Origin of the sequence: Thalassobius vesicularis, assembly GCF_004799325.1 — a bacterium.
Lineage (GTDB): Bacteria > Pseudomonadota > Alphaproteobacteria > Rhodobacterales > Rhodobacteraceae > Thalassobius > Thalassobius vesicularis.
On record NZ_SSMD01000003.1, the window covers coordinates 377864 to 396504 of the forward strand.

Annotated in this window: 15 protein-coding genes; 8 read left to right on the forward strand and 7 right to left on the reverse strand. The window is 63.2% G+C overall.

Annotated features, from left to right (window positions below; all coding sequences use genetic code 11):
• Positions 1–14 precede the first annotated feature (14 nt).
• From E7681_RS08300 to recA, 3 genes are all read right to left on the reverse strand, one after another.
• The gene (locus tag E7681_RS08300) at positions 15–302 is read right to left on the reverse strand and encodes a DUF1330 domain-containing protein (protein ID WP_136338803.1); all 288 of its coding nucleotides are present in this window, start codon (positions 300–302) and stop codon (positions 15–17) included.
• Between the two features lie 75 nt (positions 303–377).
• Positions 378–3035: an alanine--tRNA ligase gene (gene alaS / locus E7681_RS08305; protein ID WP_136338804.1), complete on the reverse strand. Its 2658-nt coding sequence runs from the start codon at positions 3033–3035 to the stop codon at positions 378–380.
• 135 nt (positions 3036–3170) lie between these two features.
• Positions 3171–4229 carry a recombinase RecA gene (recA, locus tag E7681_RS08310; protein ID WP_136338805.1) on the reverse strand — a complete coding sequence of 353 codons (1059 nt, stop codon included), beginning with the start codon at positions 4227–4229 and terminating at the stop codon, positions 3171–3173.
• A 199-nt stretch (positions 4230–4428) separates the two neighbouring features.
• On the opposite strand from recA, the gene E7681_RS08315 reads away from it, so the two are divergent.
• Positions 4429–5025 carry a sulfotransferase family protein gene (locus tag E7681_RS08315; protein WP_136338806.1) on the forward strand — a complete coding sequence of 199 codons (597 nt, stop codon included), beginning with the start codon at positions 4429–4431 and terminating at the stop codon, positions 5023–5025.
• Here the strand turns inward: E7681_RS08315 and E7681_RS08320 are convergent.
• The 4 genes from E7681_RS08320 to guaB form a co-directional block, all read right to left on the reverse strand.
• Complete coding sequence (locus tag E7681_RS08320; protein ID WP_136338807.1) at positions 5022–7334, reverse strand: hybrid sensor histidine kinase/response regulator; 2313 nt, start codon at positions 7332–7334, stop codon at positions 5022–5024. The two genes, E7681_RS08315 and E7681_RS08320, sit on opposite strands and share 4 nt — an antisense overlap.
• A gap of 94 nt (positions 7335–7428) precedes the next feature.
• Entirely contained in the window at positions 7429–8598 is a 1170-nt protein-coding gene (locus E7681_RS08325) for an RsmB/NOP family class I SAM-dependent RNA methyltransferase (protein WP_136338808.1), read from the reverse strand.
• Positions 8595–9377 (reverse strand): MBL fold metallo-hydrolase, encoded by a 783-nt coding sequence (locus tag E7681_RS08330; protein WP_136338809.1) that lies wholly within the window; start codon positions 9375–9377, stop codon positions 8595–8597. The genes E7681_RS08325 and E7681_RS08330 overlap by 4 nt, the downstream gene beginning before the upstream one ends.
• Positions 9377–10825, reverse strand: coding sequence for an IMP dehydrogenase (gene guaB / locus E7681_RS08335; protein WP_136338810.1), 1449 nt, complete (start codon positions 10823–10825; stop codon positions 9377–9379). The genes E7681_RS08330 and guaB overlap by 1 nt, the downstream gene beginning before the upstream one ends.
• Before the next feature lie 3 nt (positions 10826–10828).
• Here guaB and E7681_RS08340 point away from each other — a divergent pair, with 3 nt between their 5' ends.
• From E7681_RS08340 to E7681_RS08365, 7 genes are all read left to right on the forward strand, one after another.
• A complete protein-coding gene (locus E7681_RS08340) occupies positions 10829–11851 on the forward strand; it encodes a crotonase/enoyl-CoA hydratase family protein (protein ID WP_281277655.1) in 1023 nt (340 codons plus the stop codon).
• Between the two features lie 125 nt (positions 11852–11976).
• Complete coding sequence (speB, locus tag E7681_RS08345; RefSeq protein WP_136338812.1) at positions 11977–12933, forward strand: agmatinase; 957 nt, start codon at positions 11977–11979, stop codon at positions 12931–12933.
• A 168-nt stretch (positions 12934–13101) separates the two neighbouring features.
• Entirely contained in the window at positions 13102–15129 is a 2028-nt protein-coding gene (locus E7681_RS08350; protein WP_136338813.1) for an ASKHA domain-containing protein, read from the forward strand.
• A 96-nt stretch (positions 15130–15225) separates the two neighbouring features.
• Positions 15226–16434: a multidrug effflux MFS transporter gene (locus E7681_RS08355; RefSeq protein WP_136338814.1), complete on the forward strand. Its 1209-nt coding sequence runs from the start codon at positions 15226–15228 to the stop codon at positions 16432–16434.
• Between the two features lie 115 nt (positions 16435–16549).
• On the forward strand, positions 16550–17764 hold the full coding sequence (locus tag E7681_RS08360; RefSeq protein WP_136338815.1) for an NADP-dependent isocitrate dehydrogenase: 1215 nt from the start codon (positions 16550–16552) through the stop codon (positions 17762–17764).
• A 91-nt stretch (positions 17765–17855) separates the two neighbouring features.
• Entirely contained in the window at positions 17856–18023 is a 168-nt protein-coding gene (locus tag E7681_RS18810; protein ID WP_168733179.1) for a hypothetical protein, read from the forward strand.
• Positions 18020–18637 carry a YitT family protein gene (locus E7681_RS08365; RefSeq protein WP_246032437.1) on the forward strand — a complete coding sequence of 206 codons (618 nt, stop codon included), beginning with the start codon at positions 18020–18022 and terminating at the stop codon, positions 18635–18637. Before E7681_RS18810 ends, E7681_RS08365 begins: the two co-directional genes overlap by 4 nt.
• Positions 18638–18641 lie beyond the last annotated feature (4 nt).

Sequence of the window (18641 nt, forward strand, 5' to 3'; positions counted from 1 at the left end):
GGCGCGGGCCTTGCTTATTCCGAGGTCTCGACTACCAACAATTCGCGCTCGGACGCACCCCGCGCGTGGCTGAGCGCCTCTTGGTATTCCGGGCTGTTGTAGCAGGCGACCGCCGTTTCCACGTCCGGGAATTTGGCCACCACATTGCGCGGGCGTTCCTTGCCTTCCAGCTGCACGAACCGCGCGGCACGGGCGATGAAATGGCCGCCATGCTTGGCAATCGCGGGGCCGGCCAGCGCCGCGTATTTGCCATAAGCCTCTTCGTCCGTCACGGTGACGTGGGCGATCCAGAGTGCGGGCATGTCTCTCTCCTTGTTGTTCTGCCCGGCAGTCTAGTGAAACCACCGGGCAGGAAAAGGAGTTTTTTGACCGATTGGTCAGCCTGCGATCACGGCCTTGGCTGCGGCAATCGCGGCGTCAGCATTGGTGGCGTCCTTGCCGCCACCTTGCGCCATGTCCGGACGGCCACCGCCGCCCTTGCCGCCCAATTCCGGCACCGCCGCCTTGACCAGATCAACGGCCGAGACGCGGCCCGTCAGGTCCGCCGTCACGCCAGCCGCCACAGCCGCCTTGCCATCTGCATCCGCGATCAGCAGCACCGCGCCCGAGCCGATGCGCGACTTATGCTCGTCGATCAGCGCGGGCAGGTCCTTGCCCGACACTCCCGACAGCACTTGTGCCACGAACTTGACGCCGTTCACCTCTTCGGCCTCGGCACCACCACCCTGCCCTGCGCCACCGGCCATGGCCAGTTCACGACGCAGTTGCGCGACTTCGTTGGACAGCGATTTGCGTTCGGTCAGCAGCGCCTCGACCCGATCCACCACTTCCGAGGACTGCGCCTTCAGCGCCCCCATCACGGCGGCCAGGGTGTTAGCCTGATCGTGCAGATAATCCAGCGCGGCCTGACCGGTCAGCGCCTCGATCCGGCGGACCCCCGCACTGCTTGCGCTGTCGCCCAGGATCACGCACATCCCGATGTCACCGGTCTGTTTCACATGGGTGCCGCCGCACAGTTCCAGCGAGTAGGTGTTGCCATCCTGCCCTTTTCCAGTCGCTGCACGGCCCATCGAGACCACGCGCACTTCGTCGCCGTATTTCTCGCCGAACAGCGCCTGAGCGCCAAGCGCGCGGGCGTCGTCGGGGGTCATGATGCGGGTTTCCACCGGGGTGTTCTGGCGGATGAAGGTGTTCACATCGGCGGCCACTTTGCTCAGTTCGGCATCCGACAGCGCCTTGGCGTGGCTGAAGTCGAACCGCAGACGATCCGGCGCGTTCAGCGATCCGCGCTGTGCCACGTGATCGCCCAGCGTTTCGCGCAGCGCCTCGTGCAGCAGGTGCGTGGCAGAGTGGTTGGCCCGGATCGCGCCGCGACGGGCGTGATCGACCTCAAGCATGGCGCCGGCGTTACGGGCAATCTCGCCCTCGGTCACTTCGGCGAAGTGGATGAACACACCGGCGGCCTTCTTGGTGTCAATGATCTTGGCCACGCCGGTTTCGGTTTTCAGCGTGCCGGTGTCGCCCACCTGACCCCCGCTTTCGCCGTAGAACGGGGTCTGGTTGACGGCGATCTGGATGCTGTCGCCCTTGACCGCCTTGTCCACCTGCGCGCCGTCCTTGACGATGGCCACAACCTGGCCTTCGGCGATCTCGGTGTCATAGCCCAGGAACTCGGTCACGCCCTTGTTCTCGGCGATGTCGTACCAGATGGTCGCATCCGCCGCCTCGCCCGAGCCGGACCACGCCGCGCGGGCCTTGGCCTTCTGCTCGGCCATCGCGGTCTCGAAACCCTCGGTCTCGACGGTCAGGCCCTTTTCGCGCAGCGCGTCCTGCGTCAGGTCCAGCGGGAAGCCGTAGGTGTCGTACAGCTTGAACGCGGTTGCACCAGGCAGCGCCGTGGTGTCGCCCAGGTTCGAGACCTCCTCGTCCAGCAGTTTCAGCCCGCGATCCAGCGTCTGCTTGAACCGGGTTTCCTCCAGCAGCAGGGTCTCTTCGATCATCGGCTGGGCGCGGCGCAGTTCGGGATAAGCCTCGCCCATCTGCGCGACCAGCGTTTTCACCATCTGGTGCATGACCGGGTCTTTGGCGCCCAGCAGATGCGCGTGACGCATCGCGCGGCGCATGATCCGGCGCAGCACATAGCCGCGGCCATCATTCGACGGCATCACCCCATCCGCAATCAGGAACGAGGTCGAGCGCAGGTGATCCGCGATAACCCGGTGGTGCACGTTCTGATCGCCATACGGGTCCACATGGGTCGCATGGGCCGACGCCTCGATCAGCGCCTTGAACAGGTCGGTCTGATAGTTGTCATGGCTGCCCTGCAGCAGCGCACCGATCCGTTCCAGCCCCATGCCGGTGTCGATCGACTGCATCTCAAGATCGATCATCGAGCCGTCTTCGAACTTCTCGTTCTGCATGAAAACGACGTTCCAGATTTCGATGAAACGGTCGCCATCTTCATCGGCCGAGCCCGGAGGGCCGCCCCAGATGTGATCGCCGTGGTCATAGAAAATCTCGGTGCACGGGCCGCAGGGACCGGTCGGCCCCATCTGCCAGAAGTTATCCGAAGTCGCGATGCGGATGATCCGGTCCTCGGGCACGCCGACCTTTTTCCAGATCTCGAAGGCCTCGTCATCGGTATGGTAAACGGTGGTCAGCAGGCGGCTTTTGTCGATGCCGAATTCCTTGGTCACCAATTCCCATGCGAACGGGATCGCGTCGGTCTTGAAATAATCGCCAAAGCTGAAATTGCCCAGCATTTCAAAGAACGTATGGTGCCGCGCGGTATAGCCGACATTGTCCAGATCGTTGTGCTTGCCACCGGCGCGCACGCATTTCTGCGCGGTCGTCGCACGGACATAGTCACGCTTCTCCACGCCCGTGAAACAGTTCTTGAACTGCACCATGCCCGAGTTGGTGAACATCAGCGTCGGGTCGTTGCGCGGCACAAGCGGGCTGGAGGGGACAATCGTGTGCCCCTGTTTCTGGAAATAGTTCAGGAAGGTCGAGCGGATCTCGTTCAGGCTGGGCATGTGGTGCGGGTCTTTCCGGACAAGGCCAAATTCCCCGATGATTTATCGCCGTGCGCCCCCCGTGTCCACAGCTAGCTTGACGCAAAAAGGCCGGCCCATCGAAGGGGCCGGCCTTTTGTTTGCGGGCTGTGGGGCTCAGGCCTCCAGCACGTCGTCGTTTTCCGTCATGTGGAAATCCAGGCCATGCGCGGCGCGGATTTTGTCCTCGATTTCCAAGGCAACCTCGGGATTGTCGCGCAGGAATTGCTTGGAGTTCTCGCGCCCTTGCCCGAGCCGTTCGTCATTGTAGCTGAACCAGGCGCCGGATTTATCCACCACACCTGCCTTCACGCCCAGATCCAGCAGCTCGCCGGTCTTCGAAATCCCCTCGCCATACATGATGTCGAATTCGACCTGCTTGAACGGCGGCGCAACCTTGTTCTTCACCACCTTCACGCGCGTGGCGTTGCCGACCACTTCGTCACGATCCTTGACCGCGCCAATGCGGCGGATATCCAAACGGACCGAGCTATAGAACTTCAGCGCGTTACCACCGGACGTGGTTTCCGGGCTGCCGAACATCACGCCGATCTTCATGCGGATCTGGTTGATGAAGATCACCATGCAGTTGCTGCGCGCGATCGAGCCGGTCAGCTTGCGCATGGCCTGGCTCATCAGGCGGGCCTGCACGCCGACGCTGCTGTCGCCCATGTCGCCTTCGAGTTCGGATTTCGGGGTCAGCGCCGCAACCGAGTCGACCACGACCATACTGACCGCGCCCGAGCGCACCAGCGTATCCACGATCTCCAGCGCCTGTTCGCCGGTGTCGGGCTGGCTGATCAGCAGCTCGTCAAGGTTAACGCCCAGCTTCTTGGCATACAGCGGATCCAGCGCGTGTTCGGCGTCGACAAAGGCGCAAATCCCGCCCTTCTTCTGCTCTTCGGCCACGCAATGCAGGGTCAGCGTCGTCTTCCCCGAGCTTTCGGGGCCGTAAATCTCGATGATCCGGCCTTTCGGCAGCCCGCCGATCCCCAGCGCGATATCCAGACCCAAAGACCCGGTCGAGGTCGCCTCGATCTCCATCACGGCATTCTCGCCGCCCAGCTTCATGATCGAGCCCTTGCCGAACTGCCGCTCGATCTGCGCCAGCGCGCTGTCCAGGGCCTTCTGCTTGTCCACGTTACGTTTGTTGTCCATCGAAAGAAGATCTGCCATTGCCGTTATCCGTTTCCTTATCCCACACCCGCCGCTTCGCGGCAATCGTCACCTGTGTTCACGGGATGTTCTGTTTTCTGTATGCGTACAAAATAAGAACATTTCAACAAGAATTTTCCCGGTTTCATTTTGCGACCGGAGGGTTAATGATCAGTTTACGCCGGTGGCAGAGCAGTAAAGAAAATGAGGAATTGGGAGCATGTTGGTGTTTTGGAAGGAAAAACTGGCCTTTTTGTCGGTTCCGAAAACGGGTACGACCGCCTACCACACGGCACTTGCACCTCATGCCAGTCTTGTGGTCAATGATCCGCCGGAACTGAAACATGCCCCGCTTTATCGCTACAACCGCTTCTTCCGCCCCATGTTCGAGAAAACCGGCGGTGGCGACATTGAAACCATCGCTGTCGTCCGAGAACCCATCAGTTGGCTTGGCAGCTGGTATCGGTACCGCCGCCGCCCCTTTATGGTGGGTCAGCGCAATTCCACTCACGAGGTGACGTTCGACGAATTCGTCGAGGCATACATGCTCGGGAAATCTCCAAGCTTTGCAAATGTCGGCAGTCAGGCCCGGTTTTTGGAGCCGCGTCCCAACGGCCTAACCGTAACCCATCTTTTCCGATATGAGGAGCAAGCAAAGCTGGATCAGTTCCTCAAGCAACGCCTGTCCGTCTCATTTTCTCTTGAGAAAGAAAACGTATCTCCAGAAATTCCACTTTCCTTGTCACCCTCCGTCGAACGTAAACTCCGCAACAAATGTGCAGACGAATTTACCCTGTGGGAAGGTGCAACCAGCTAAAGCAGCGCCAACTGCTTGTTAACGGTCGACAATAGGTCGTTCAACGAGAATGGCTTAGGCAGAAAGATCGACCCCTCGACAGGATCCGCGCTGTCATCAAGCGCATCTTCAGCATAGCCGGAAACGAACACGACGCGTGTATTTGGCCGGGCTTTTCTGGCTTCACGCACCCATGTTGGGCCATCCATCCCTGGCATGATGACATCTGTGACGAACAGATCCACCTCCATCTGCGGATCTTTGAGCAACTCGATTGCTTCTTCGCCCGTACCGGCCTCGATCACGGTGTAGCCGCGCATTTTCAGGGCACGGCTGGCAAAAGCGCGCACCGGTGCTTCGTCTTCGACCAAAAGCACGATGCCCTGTTCATTCACAAAGCTCGTCGTCTGGATATCTGGAGAGGGTTGCATCTCCAATCCTTCGTGGTCCGTTGCCGACATATAGGCCGGGAACATCAACGTGAAAACGGTCCCAACCCCGAGATCGCTGTCGACGAAGATATAGCCACCACTTTGTTTGACGATTCCATAAGCCGTGGACAGACCGAGACCAGTTCCTTCTCCGACACGTTTGGTAGTGTAAAACGGCTCAAAGATCTTTTGCAGCAAATCCTGTTCAATTCCCACGCCCTGATCTACGACGCGAACCGTGACGTATTCTCCGGGCGGAACGATCGCCCGGTCACGCTCCAAGGCATTTTCCAGATTCTGTACACCGGTATCGATGCGTATCTCGCCACCGTTCGGCATGGCGTCGCGCGCGTTGACGACGAGGTTCATCAAGACCTGCTCCAATTGACGTTTGTCGGCGCGAATGGATTTTAGCATCGGGTCGTGACGCAGATTCAAAGACACCTTTTCGCCAACCAACCGATTCAGCAGGTGCGTCAGGTCCGACAAGGTTTCCCGCAGGTCCAGTACTTCGGGCCGAAGCGTCTGCTTTCGTGAAAACGCAAGGAGTTGGCCAACCAGTGCTGCAGCCCTATTGGCGTTCTGTGCGATCTGCACCAGGTCCGGGAAATCAGAGTCGGCTTGGTCGTGCCGCAGCATCAGCAAATCGCAATGCCCCGAGATCGCCGTCAGCAAGTTGTTGAAATCATGTGCAACTCCGCCAGCAAGCTCACCAATCGCCTGCATCTTCTGGCTCTGCACGAACTGAGCTTCGAGGTTCTTCAACTCCGTCGCATCATGCAGAACCGCGACGATCGAGGCACTGGCCCCTTCCTCGTAGCGGCTGAGGGTGATTTGCAGGAAAACCTCGGCTTTGGCCGATTTCAGGCGCAGAAACTCGGATTTGTTCAGGCCCCGCCCCTGCCGTGCGTCCGCCAACCAATCGCTGACGGGCCGACCAAGGCCCTCGACAATCTTGGGCAGCTGGACACCTTGCGTTGTAGTCAGGCCCAACAGGTCGCGCGCCAGCCGGTTCGACTGAACGATTTCGCCCTCGCATCCGATCCGCAGCAGGGCGACCGGCAAATTGTCGAAAACCGCCCAATCGGTATCCTTGCCCTCTTCTTCACTACCAGCCGGCAGGAAAAAAATGTCCCGTTTTCCGCCGGTTCGCGCGGTTTCGGACACGAAACAGGGATGCGTGACCTCGCCCCGGTTGACGCGGGTCATCGAACCAGAGTTGATCGGACCGTCCGGAAAAACATCGTCCAGACTGCGGGCGCGACTGCCGACAAAGGACCGGGCCGCATCGTTCATCGACAAGATCGCACCGCTGCGCCCCACGGTCAGCATTGGCACCTGCGTGGCCGTTGTGGGGCGTGTGCGGGCTTCGGGCAGCTCCTCGACCCGCCAGGCGAACGACTCCCGTCCCAACGCCGTCACAACGAGGCGTACAAGCCCGCGGCGGGTCACGACCTCTTCCATCGCGCCACCGACGGCTTCGGCGCGAATTTGGAGCCGGGCCAGAGAGGTGCCGGGATTCGCCAAGATATCGCGTAGCGCGGCCGCCATGGTCGCCCCGTCGTCGGGATGCAGCCGCGCCTGAGCAGGCTCATTGGCGAACTGGATCTGCCCCAGATCATCCGTCACGAAACACAGTGCCGGATCATTGGCCAGAAAGGTCGAGGCCGTCCGGCGCAGCATCCGCTGACGCCGCTTGTTCATCGCCTGCGCCAGAAACACGACGACAGAGGCTGTCAACAACCCCATACCGGCCGCGATCAGAAGCAGCCCCAACACGCCCGCATCGACGAGCGCGCCGGACACGATCGACGCAACGCCCAGCGACACCATCATTGCGACGCTCAGCCATTGAGGAGTGTGCCGGGGGGATGTCGTGACCGATTGGGTCAGGCTCATGTCGTGGTGTCCGCTGCCGATTCCATATTCCCGCCAGTCTCCGCGCGGAACGTTAATCACAGCTTAACCGGAAGAAATTCGTTCTGAGGTTGCGTCACCCCGCCGCGCGGGTCAAGCACGCAGCGAAAAATCCGTCGCCCTCAGGGCCCGGGGTCCAGCTTTTCTGCCACAGCACGCGCCAGTCCGGAAGGCGCGAAATAAAGGCAGCTACCCGATCCTGATTTTCGCGCTGAAACACCGAGCAGGTCGCATAAGCCAGAACGCCGCCCGCCGATACAAGTGACTGCGCGTTATCAAGAATTTCGTCCTGAACACGGTTCAGCTGCGTCAAGCTTGCGTCGGTCAGCGCCCATTTCCCCTCGGGGCTGCGGCGCCAGGCACCGCTGCCGGAACAAGGCGCGTCGCACAGGACCAGATCGAACGGGCCACGTGCGGACAGCATCCCGGTCTCAAGCAGTTTGACAGGCACCCCGGCCCGTTCAGCGCGATCGGGCAGGTCTTTCAGACGGCGCGGATTCGCGTCATGGGCGTAAAAATCGGCCCGCACCCGGCCCGCCATCGCCAAAGTCTTGCCGCCACCGCCCGCGCAATAGTCCAGCACGCGCTGTCCCTCGGCCAGCGGCAACCGGTCCACCACGGCCTGCGAAGCACCGTCCTGCAGCTCCACCAGCCCGTTCAGATAGGCCGCGGCACCGCCGATCCGGCGGGCACCCTCGACAACCACCAGCGCGGTTGGCGACACCTCGACGGGTTGGGCGATCACGCCGTCCGCCGCCAGCAGCGGCAGTACATCCTCGCGCGTGGTTTTGCGCGCATTGACCCTCAGCATCACCGGCGCGCGGGTGCGCAGCGTGTCGGCGACCTGCTGCCAGCCCTCGCCCAAAGAGACGGTGAAATCGGGCAGCATCCAGTCGGGCAGATCGGCGGCTTCGGCCTCCGACGGCGCATGCCCAGCGGCACGCTCGTCTTCGCTCAGCGCGGCTGGCGCGTGGCCTTGGCCAGTGAACACCTCGTCCGGATTACGCCCTTCGGCGCGCAGCAGGCCGATCATCAGCCCCCGCCCCGTCATCGCCCCGCCAATCGCCGCAAACGAGCGTTTGCAGCGCAGCGCATCGAACACGTGATCCCGGATCGCCGCGCGGTCCTTGGAACCAGCAAAACGCGAGCGCCGCGCCCAGCCGGTCAGCGCCTTTTCAGCGGGTTCACCCGCCAGCACCTCGTCCAGAATCTCGGCGGCGGTGGCAATGCGGGCCTCGGGGGTCATGCGGCAACCTTTACGAATGACTTGCCCTGACGCTTCAGCCGCCCGAATTTCGACGGCCCCAGCTGGTGCCCACCGGCATAGACCAGCCCGCGATCCGCGATCTCGGCCAATGCAGCCAGTCGGCTGGCGCGCCCGATCTCGGGATCGTCATCATACATCGAAGCGATCTGAGGGTCCGGCAATTGCAGCACTTCGGCATGCATGATGTCGCCTACGATCACCAGCTCATCCGCCAGACGCAGCCCCATATGCCCCGGCGTGTGCCCCGGCAGATGCCAGGTGACAATACCCGGCGAGAGTTCTTGCGCATCGCAGACCGGCTGAATCCGCCCCGCATAAACCGACTGGAACAGATCGCCCGGACGGCCCGTGCCCCACCAGCGCGTCAGCTCGTCCTTGTGGACCAGCATCTCGGCATTCGGGAAGACCTGCGTGTCGCCATCCAGCGCGCCGCCCACGTGGTCGCCGTGCAGATGGGTGAAGATCACCCGCTCCACATCCGACGCAGCAATGCCCTGCGCGGCCAGAAGGCCCGCCAGTTTGCCTGCATCGGGGCCGAACAGCTGGCCACAGCCGACATCGACCAGCGTCAGCGGCTGGCCCGGCAGCTCCAGAAGGAAGGCGTTGAACTCGGTCCGGATCTCGGTCACGCCTGCGGCCCCCAGCAGGGCAAGCCGGTAATCCGGCTCGACCGAGGGGAACACCTCGGCGCCAAAGACCTTTGCACCGTCCACCAGACAGGTGACCCGGCCCAGGGCGCAGTCGTAGACCTGATTCATCAGCCGACCCGGTAGTTGGGGCTTTCGCGAGTGATCTGCACGTCATGGACGTGGCTTTCGGTCAGGCCCGCATTGGTGATTTTCACGAACTGGCAGTTCTTGCGCATCTGCTCGACCGTGGCGTTACCGGTATAGCCCATCGCCGCGCGCAGACCGCCCACCAGCTGGTGAATGACCGCCGCCGCCGGCCCCTTGTAGGGCACCTGGCCTTCGATCCCTTCGGGCACCAGCTTGTCGCTGGCCGCGTCCTTCTGGAAATACCGGTCGGCCGAGCCGCGCGCCATTGCGCCCAGCGAGCCCATACCACGGTAGGATTTGAACGAACGGCCCTGATACAGGATCACCTCGCCCGGCGATTCATCCGTGCCCGCGATCATCGAGCCGACCATCGCGCAGGACGCGCCCGCCGCGATCGCCTTGGCGAAATCGCCCGAGAACTTGATACCACCATCCGCGATCACCGGGGTATCCCCGGCCGCCTTGGAGCAATCGCTGATCGCGGTCAGCTGCGGCACGCCGACGCCCGCCACCATCCGCGTCGTGCAGATCGAGCCCGGCCCGATCCCCACCTTCACCGCATCAGCCCCGGCGTCGATCAGCGCCTTGGTCGCCTCGGCGGTGGCCACGTTGCCCGCGATCACCTGCACTTCGTTCGACAGCGCCTTGGCGCGCTTGACCGCCTCCAGCACACCGGACGAGTGGCCATGCGCCGTGTCCACGACCAGAATATCGACACCCGCATCCACCAGCGCCTCGGACCGCTCAAAGCCCGCATCGCCCACGCCGGTCGCCGCAGCCACCCGCAGACGGCCCAGCTGGTCCTTGCAGGCGGTGGGGTTCAGCACGGCCATTTCCGTGTCTTTCAGCGTCAGCAGGCCGGTCAGCTTGCCCTTGCCATCATGCACCAGCAGCTTCTCGATCCGGCGCGCCTTCATCAGGCTTTTCGCCTCGTCCAGGTCCGCAGGCTCGGCCAGCATCGCCAGGTTGTTCGAGGTCATCATCGCCGACACCGGCATGTCATCCGAGCTGGCAAAACGCATGTCGCGGTTGGTCAGGATGCCCACGACCAACCCGTTTTCATCCACCACCGGGAAGCCGGTGAAGTTGTAGCGCGCCACCAGTTCCTTGGCGTCGGCCAGCGTCTGGTTCACCCGCAGCGTGACCGGGTTGTACACGATGCCCGATTCAAACCGCTTCACCCGGCGCACTTCCTGCGCCTGCTGTTCGACGTTCAGGTTCTTGTGGATCACGCCCATGCCACCGGCCTGCGCCATGGCGATCGCCATACGCGCCTCGGTCACGGTATCCATCGCGGAACTGAGCAGCGGAATGTTCAGCGCAATCGACTTGGTCACGCGGGTCCGGGTGTCCGCCGTCGAGGGCAGAACGCTGGACGCAGCAGGAACCAGAAGAACGTCATCGAATGTGAGGGCCTCACGAATTTCCATTGGATGGTCTCCGGCAGAAAGGGATCGGTGTTGGCACGTCCCTATCTCACGCATCAGACCGAAAGGAAACCCCTAAACACCTACGCTGCGTCACGAAGCATCACGCTCTTGGCAAAGCCCCGCCCGCAGGACACGCTACCCCCGTCACCCGCGAAAGAGGAGGAGCGCATGACAAAGGTCCTGTACGAACGCGACGGGCGCATCGCCCGCATCACCCTGAACCGCCCCGAGGTGATGAACGCCATCGACGATGAACTGCCCCACCTGCTGGCCGCCGCCGTGGCCCGCGCCGATGCCGACCCGGCCGTGCATGTGATGGTGCTGTCGGGCAACGGCCCCGCCTTTTGCGCAGGCTACGACCTGACCTATTATGCCGAGGGCAACGGCAACGGCCAGGCCACCCAGGACATGCCATGGGACCCGATCCAGGACTACGCCTTCATGTGGAAGAACACGCAGGCGTTCATGTCGCTCTTTCGCGCCCTGAAACCGGTGATCTGCAAGGTCCACGGCTTCGCGGTCGCCGGCGGCTCCGACATCGCGCTCTGCTGCGACCTGGTGTTCATGGAGGACACCGCCCAGATCGGCTACATGCCCGCCCGCGTCTGGGGCTGCCCCACCACCGCCATGTGGGTCTACCGCCTCGGCCCGGAAAAGGCGAAACGCATGCTTTTTACCGGCGACAAGATCACCGGCGCCGAGGCCGAGCAGATGGGCCTCATCCTCAAATCCACCCCCGCCGACCAGCTCGACAAAGCGGTCGAGGACATGGCCCACCGCATGGCCTCCGTCCCCGTCAACCAGCTCGCCATGCAGAAACTCGTCATCAACCAGGCGATCGAGCAAACCGGCCTGATGAACACCCAGCGTCTCGCCACCATCTTCGACGGCATCACCCGCCACTCTCCCGAAGGGCTCAATTTCAAAACCCGCGCCGAGGCGGTCGGCTGGAAACAAGCCGTCCACGAACGCGACAGCGGCACCTACGACTGGACCCTCGACCGCCCGATCAACCCCCGTGGCTGAACCCCTGGCTTCTTTCTGACCCAAATACTCAATCCGTCGCTTCCCACGGCAAACCGTCGCTCCCGGCTCTTGCGCCACGCGACCACAACACCAAAGATAACTCTCAGGCAACACAGGACACAGACATGGCACACGGGTATGAAAGCGGCAGGCTGGACCTGCCCTTCGTCGGCATCTCCACCTTCGGCAAACGCCCCTACCAGCCGGATTGGAGCGCGCTTGACGCCGATGTCGCCGTGATCGGCGCCCCCTTCGACTTCGGCACACAATGGCGCTCGGGCGCCCGCTTCGGCCCCCGCGCTGTACGCGAAGCCTCCACCCTGTTCAGCTTCGGCCATGCCGGCGCCTACGACCACGAGGACGACGCCACCTACCTGCCCGGCTCGGTGAAAATCGTCGACATGGGCGATGCCGATATCGTCCATACCGACACCGAGAAATCCCACGCCAATATCGAAACCGCCGTGCGCGCCGCGCTGGCCGCCAAGGCCCTGCCCGTTGTGATCGGCGGCGACCATTCGATCAACATCCCCTGCATCCGCGCCTTCGACGACCAAGGCGATTTCCACATCCTGCAAATCGACGCCCATCTCGATTTCGTCGACGAGCGCCACGGCGTCCGCCACGGCCACGGCAACCCGATGCGCCGCGCCGCTGAACAGCCCTATGTCACCGGCCTGACACAAGTCGGCATCCGCAACGTCTCCTCCACCGCCCGCGAAGGCTACGAAGACGCCCGCCGCATGGGCTCCGATATCCTCTCGGTCCGCCAGGCCCGCAAACTCGGCGCCCAAGCCCTGTCCGAGCGTATCCCCGCAGGCGCCCGCGTCTACGTCACCCTCGACATCGACGCCTTCTGCCCCTCCATTGCGCCGGGCACCGGCACCCCCTCCCACGGCGGCTTCCTCTACTACGAGGTACTCGAACTCCTCCAACACGTCGCCCAAACCCATGACATCATCGGCATCGATCTGGTCGAGGTCGCCCCCGACTACGACCCCACCGGCTCCACCTCGATCCTCGCCGCCCAGGTCCTGCTGAACACGCTCGGCTTCATCTTCCACGCGCGGGGCCACCGCTGACCCGTCTGGCTTCTTTCTGAGCCAAATACTCGCCCGCCGCAGGCGTCCCGCACCGGCCACCCTCGCACCCCACCCGATGCCGCGCCCTGCGCGACAAATGCCGCATCCGCGCTTTCCTTCGCCGCCCCATCGCTTATGTTGCGGCCAAACGCGCACAGGACTGACCCCATGACCGACCCTCTCGTGATTTTCACCCCCTCCGGCAAACGCGGCCGTTTTCCTGTTGGCACCCCGGTGCTGACCGCCGCCCGCCAGCTGGGCGTCGATCTGGATTCCGTCTGCGGCGGGCGCGGCATCTGCTCGAAATGCCAGATCACGCCCTCCTACGGTGAATTCCCCAAGCACGGCGTCACCGTCGCCGACACCGCCCTGTCCGACTGGAACAGCGTCGAGCAACGCTACCAAGACAAGCGCGGCCTGAAATCCGGCCGCCGTCTGGGCTGTCAGGCCACCATTCAGGGCGATGTTGTCATCGACGTCCCGCCCGAGTCGCAGGTCCACAAGCAGGTGATCCGCAAGGCCGCGACCGCCCGCGCCATCACGATGGACCCCGCCACGCGCCTCTACTTTATCGAGGTCGCCCAGCCCGACATGCACACCCCCACCGGCGATTTCGAGCGTCTGAAACGCGCCCTCCGCGACCAATGGCAGATCGAAGATTTGCGCGCCGACCTGACCATCCTCTCGAAACTCCAGCCGACCCTGCGCAAGGGCAACTGGCAGGTCACCGTCGCGCTGCACCACGACCACCACAAAGGCCCCGCACGGATCACCGAAATCTGGCCCGGCCTGCACGAAAACGGCCTTTACGGTCTGGCGATTGATCTCGGCTCCACCACCATCGCCGCCCACCTGTGCGACCTGCAAACCGGCGAGGTCATCGCCTCCTCCGGCCTGATGAACCCGCAGATCCGCTTTGGCGAAGACCTGATGAGCCGCGTCTCCTACGCCATGATGAACCCCGGCGGCGACCGCGAGATGACGGCCGCCGTGCGCAGCGCGCTGAACGATCTGGCCACCTCGCTGGCGCAAGAGGCGCAGATCGACCCCGCGCTGCTGGTCGAGGCGACCTTCGTCTGCAACCCCGTCATGCACCACCTGCTGCTGGGCATCGACCCGGTGGAACTCGGCCAGGCGCCCTTTGCGCTGGCCACCTCCGACAGCCTGTCGCTGCCCGCGTCGCAGCTGGACCTGACCGCCCTGAACCCGCGCGCGCAGATCTACGTTCTGCCCTGTATCGCGGGCCATGTGGGGGCTGACGCCGCCGCCGTCGCCCTATCCGAAGAACCCAACAAATCCAAAGACCTGGCGCTCATTGTTGATGTTGGTACCAACGCCGAGATCCTGCTGGGCAACGAAACCCGCGTGCTGGCTTGCTCCTCTCCCACCGGCCCGGCCTTCGAGGGCGCGCAGATCAGCTCCGGCCAGCGCGCCGCCCCCGGCGCGATCGAGCGGATCGAGATCGACCCCATCACCAAAGACCCCCGCTTCCGCATCATCGGTGTGGACATGTGGTCCGACGACCCCGCCTTTGCCGCCGCTGCTGCCGCCACCGGCATCACCGGCATCTGCGGCTCGGGCATCATCGAAGCCGTGGCCGAACTGCGCATGGCGGGCCTGCTGGACCCCTCGGGCCTGATCGGCTCGGCCGAGCAAACCGGCACCCCGCGTTGCATCCCGCAGGGCCGCACCCATGCCTACGTGATCTGGGACGGCACCGCCGAGGGCGGCCCCCTGATCACCGTCACCCAAGGCGACATCCGCGCCATCCAGCTGGCCAAGTCCGCGCTGTATGCGGGCGCGCGCCTGCTGATGGATGAAATGGGCGTCGACAAGGTGGATCGCGTCGTTCTGGCAGGTGCATTCGGCGCCCATATCAGCGCCAAGCACGCGCTGGTGCTGGGCATGATCCCCGACGTCCCGCTGGACCGCGTCCAAAGCGCGGGCAACGCCGCCGGCACCGGCGCGCGCATCGCCCTGTGCAACATCGCCGCCCGCGCCGAGATCGAGCAGACCGTGCACCAGATCACCAAGATCGAAACCGCGATCGAGCCGCGCTTTCAGGAACATTTCGTCGCCGCCAACGCGATCCCGCACGCGACCGACCCGTTCCCCGAGCTCAGCCAGATCGTCACCCTGCCGCAGGTCAGTTTCAACACCAAGGGCCAAGAGCCGGGCCGCCGCCGCCGTCGCTAGCGCGTCCATTCACAAGTTAAACACCGTAGGTTTCCTGTCTGGCCTTTGCGTGCGCAGCATGATAGCGCCAACAGGTAACCACACAGGACGTTTTCCATGACTTCGCCCCGCGCGCTGTCCCGTGTCGAGTTCATCGCCCTTCTGGCCATGCTCTTCGCCACGGTCGCCTTTTCGATCGACTCGATGCTGCCCGCCCTGCCGACCATCGCGCAGGAAATCAGCCCCGACGACATCAACCGCGCGCAGCTGATCCTGACCAGTTTTGTCCTTGGCATGGGGGTCGGCACCTTCTTTACCGGCCCGCTGTCCGACACGTTCGGACGCAAGCCGATCATTCTGGGCGGGGCCGCGCTCTACATCACCGGGGCCGCCGCCGCCTATTTCGCCCAAGGGCTGGAGCTGCTTCTGGTTGCCCGCTTCCTGCAGGGCCTGGGTGCCGCCGGTCCGCGCATTGTCGGCCTCGCCATCGTGCGCGACCTCTACTCGGGGCGCGAAATGGCCCGCATCATGTCCTTCGTGATGATGGTCTTCACGCTGATCCCCGCCGTCGCCCCGCTGATCGGATCGGGCATCATCGCGCTGGCGGGATGGCGCGGCATTTTCCTGGCCTTCATCCTGTTCGCGCTGTTCTCGGCCTCGTGGCTGGCCCTGCGCCAACCTGAATCCCTGCCCATCGACAAACGCCGCCCGCTGCGCCTCAGCACCATGTGGGCCGCAGTCCGCGAAATGTTCGCCCACCCCACCGTCCGCCTGTCGATCCTGGCGCAGACGCTGTGCTTTTCGCTGCTGTTCATGTCGATCACGCTGATCCAGCCGATTTTTGACATCACCTTTGGCCGGGCCGAGGGCTTTCCCTACTGGTTCGCCGGCATGGCACTGGTCTCGGGCTCGGCCAGCCTGCTGAACGCCGCGCTGGTGATGCGTTTCGGGATGCGCCGTCTGGCCACCACCGCCCTTGGCGCGCAGGCCGTGCTGTCGACGCTGATGACGCTGGCATGGCTCTCCGGGGCGTTCGAGGGCGCGATGTTCTACGTCTTCCTCGTCTGGATGACCTCGGTCTTCTTCCAGACAGGCCTGACGCTGGGCAACCTCAACGCCATCACGATGGAGCCGATGGGCCATATCGCCGGCATGGCCGCCAGCGTCTCGGGCGCCGTCGCCACCGTGTTCGCCGCCGCCCTGGCCATCCCCGTGGGCCTCAGCTTCACCTCGACTCCGCTGCCGCTGTCGATCGGGATCGGCTGCGCCTCGTTCTGCGCTTTCCTGGTTTTGCTGCACATGCGGCGGGTCGAACAAAGGCTCTGAGCGGAAATTCAGCACCCTTCCGCCGATCCGGTATGCAATTGCATACAATATCTTGATCTCCTCCCCGAATCCCTCCAATAGGGCGCTGTAACGCGCTTTCGGAGGGACCCCGCCCATGTCGAAGATCAAAGTTGCCAACCCCATCGTCGAAATGGACGGCGATGAAATGACCCGCATCATCTGGCAGTTCATCAAGGATAAACTGATCCTGCCCTACCTGGACCTGGACCTGCTCTATTACGATCTCGGCATCGAAGAGCGTGACCGCACCAACGACCAGATCACCATTGACGCGGCCGAGAAAACCAAAGAGGTCGGCGTCGCCGTCAAATGCGCCACCATCACCCCCGATGAACAACGGGTCGAGGAATTCGGCCTGAAACAGATGTGGAAATCGCCCAACGGCACCATCCGCAACATCCTGGGCGGCGTGGTGTTTCGCAAACCCATCATCTGCCGCAACGTGCCCCGCCTCGTGCCCGGCTGGACCCGCCCCATCGTGATCGGCCGACACGCCTTTGGTGACCAGTACAAGGCGACCGACTTCACCTTCCCCGGCCCCGGCAAACTGACGATGAAATTCGTGGGCGAAGACGGCACCGTGATCGAGCGTGACGTCTACGACGCCCCCTCGGCCGGCGTGTTCCAGTCGATGTACAACCTAGATGCGTCGATCATCGACTTCGCCCGCGCCTCGCTGAACTACGGCCTGACACTGGGCTGGCCGGTCTACCTGTCAACCAAGAACACCATCCTCAAAGCCTATGACGGCCGCTTCAAGGACCTGTTCCAAAAGGTCTACGAGGAAGAGTTTGCCGAGAAATTCAAGGAAAAGGGCATCTGGTACGAACACCGCCTGATCGACGACATGGTCGCCTGCTGCCTGAAATGGAACGGCGGCTTCGTCTGGGCGTGCAAGAACTACGACGGCGACGTGCAATCCGACACCGTGGCACAGGGCTTTGGCAGCCTCGGCCTGATGACCTCGCAACTGATGACGCCGGACGGCCGCATCGTCGAGGCCGAAGCCGCCCACGGCACCGTCACCCGCCACTACCGCCAGCACCAGAAGGGCGAGCAAACCTCGACCAACTCGATCGCTTCGATCTTCGCCTGGACCGGCGGGCTGAAACACCGCGCCAAACTGGATGACAACGCCCAGCTGATGAAATTCGCCACCACCCTGGAACAGGTCGTCGTGGACACGGTCGAGTCCGGCTACATGACCAAGGACCTGGCCTTGCTGGTCGGCCCCAACCAGGGCTGGCTCAGCACGATGGGCTTCCTCGAAAAGGTCGATCAGAACCTGAACAAGGCGCTGGCAGCCTAACCCCGCCGCCCGCGCTTTCCCGGCCCCGCCATCCCCCTTTGGCGGGGCCGTTCTGTTTGCTGCAGCGCAGTACTCGTGAACACGTCACGCCATGAGTATTTGGATCAGAAAGAAACCCAAAGACGGGATCGCAAACCAAGGCGGCGGTTTTCAAAACCACCTGCTGCTTCTTTCTGATAAAAATACTCAAATCCGACGACTTGTCGCGCGCACCACATCTGGCCCCTCCCGCCGCGTTGCGGCATTCTGTGCGGCATGAGCACCACCGACTCGCCCAGCCCCCGCAAACACGGCCCAACGGCAGACGCCCAGGGCCTTATCTTCGGCACCACGATGGCCGCCGCGGCCATGGTGATCCTGACCCATCTGGGGCTGGTCACCGGCCAGACGGCGGGCCTGGCCGTACTGTTGTCGTACATCACCGGCTACAGCTTCGGCGCCGTGTTTTTCGTGGTGAACCTGCCCTTTTACTGGCTGGCCTTCCGACGCATGGGCCTGGTGTTCACGCTGAAAACCTTTGCTGCCGTGGGTTTGCTGTCGGTCACTTCGACGCTAATCCCAGATTATTTCCAGATCGGATACGTCAACCCCGCCGTCGGTGCCATCCTGTTCGGCATGATGTCGGGTGCCGGTCTGCTGGCCCTGTTCCGCCACGGTGCCTCTTTGGGCGGCGTCGGCATCCTCGCGCTCTACCTGCAGGACAAAACCGGCTTTCGCGCCGGCTACACCCAGTTGCTGTTCGACGCGGGCGTCTTTACGCTGGCGCTGTTCATCCTGGACATGCCCGCACTTCTCTACTCGCTCTTGGGCGCGCTGGTGGTGAACCTGACCATCGCCATCAACCATCGAAAGGACTGGTACGTCGCGACCTGAGCCG

What these genes read in the sequence shown, in the direction of transcription:
- E7681_RS08350 (WP_136338813.1), top strand. Translation starts at nt 13,102, where the DNA reads ATGACCGACCCTCTCGTGATTTTCACCCCCTCCGGCAAACGCGGCCGT.
- guaB (WP_136338810.1), bottom strand. Translation starts at nt 10,825, where the DNA reads ATGGAAATTCGTGAGGCCCTCACATTCGATGACGTTCTTCTGGTTCCT.
- E7681_RS08365 (WP_246032437.1), top strand. Translation starts at nt 18,020, where the DNA reads ATGAGCACCACCGACTCGCCCAGCCCCCGCAAACACGGCCCAACGGCA.
- E7681_RS08325 (WP_136338808.1), bottom strand. Translation starts at nt 8,598, where the DNA reads ATGACCCCCGAGGCCCGCATTGCCACCGCCGCCGAGATTCTGGACGAG.
- recA (WP_136338805.1), bottom strand. Translation starts at nt 4,229, where the DNA reads ATGGCAGATCTTCTTTCGATGGACAACAAACGTAACGTGGACAAGCAG.
- E7681_RS08315 (WP_136338806.1), top strand. Translation starts at nt 4,429, where the DNA reads ATGTTGGTGTTTTGGAAGGAAAAACTGGCCTTTTTGTCGGTTCCGAAA.
- E7681_RS18810 (WP_168733179.1), top strand. Translation starts at nt 17,856, where the DNA reads ATGAGTATTTGGATCAGAAAGAAACCCAAAGACGGGATCGCAAACCAA.
- E7681_RS08340 (WP_281277655.1), top strand. Translation starts at nt 10,829, where the DNA reads ATGGTCTCCGGCAGAAAGGGATCGGTGTTGGCACGTCCCTATCTCACG.
- E7681_RS08355 (WP_136338814.1), top strand. Translation starts at nt 15,226, where the DNA reads ATGACTTCGCCCCGCGCGCTGTCCCGTGTCGAGTTCATCGCCCTTCTG.
- E7681_RS08330 (WP_136338809.1), bottom strand. Translation starts at nt 9,377, where the DNA reads ATGAATCAGGTCTACGACTGCGCCCTGGGCCGGGTCACCTGTCTGGTG.
- E7681_RS08360 (WP_136338815.1), top strand. Translation starts at nt 16,550, where the DNA reads ATGTCGAAGATCAAAGTTGCCAACCCCATCGTCGAAATGGACGGCGAT.
- E7681_RS08320 (WP_136338807.1), bottom strand. Translation starts at nt 7,334, where the DNA reads ATGAGCCTGACCCAATCGGTCACGACATCCCCCCGGCACACTCCTCAA.
- speB (WP_136338812.1), top strand. Translation starts at nt 11,977, where the DNA reads ATGGCACACGGGTATGAAAGCGGCAGGCTGGACCTGCCCTTCGTCGGC.
- E7681_RS08300 (WP_136338803.1), bottom strand. Translation starts at nt 302, where the DNA reads ATGCCCGCACTCTGGATCGCCCACGTCACCGTGACGGACGAAGAGGCT.
- alaS (WP_136338804.1), bottom strand. Translation starts at nt 3,035, where the DNA reads ATGCCCAGCCTGAACGAGATCCGCTCGACCTTCCTGAACTATTTCCAG.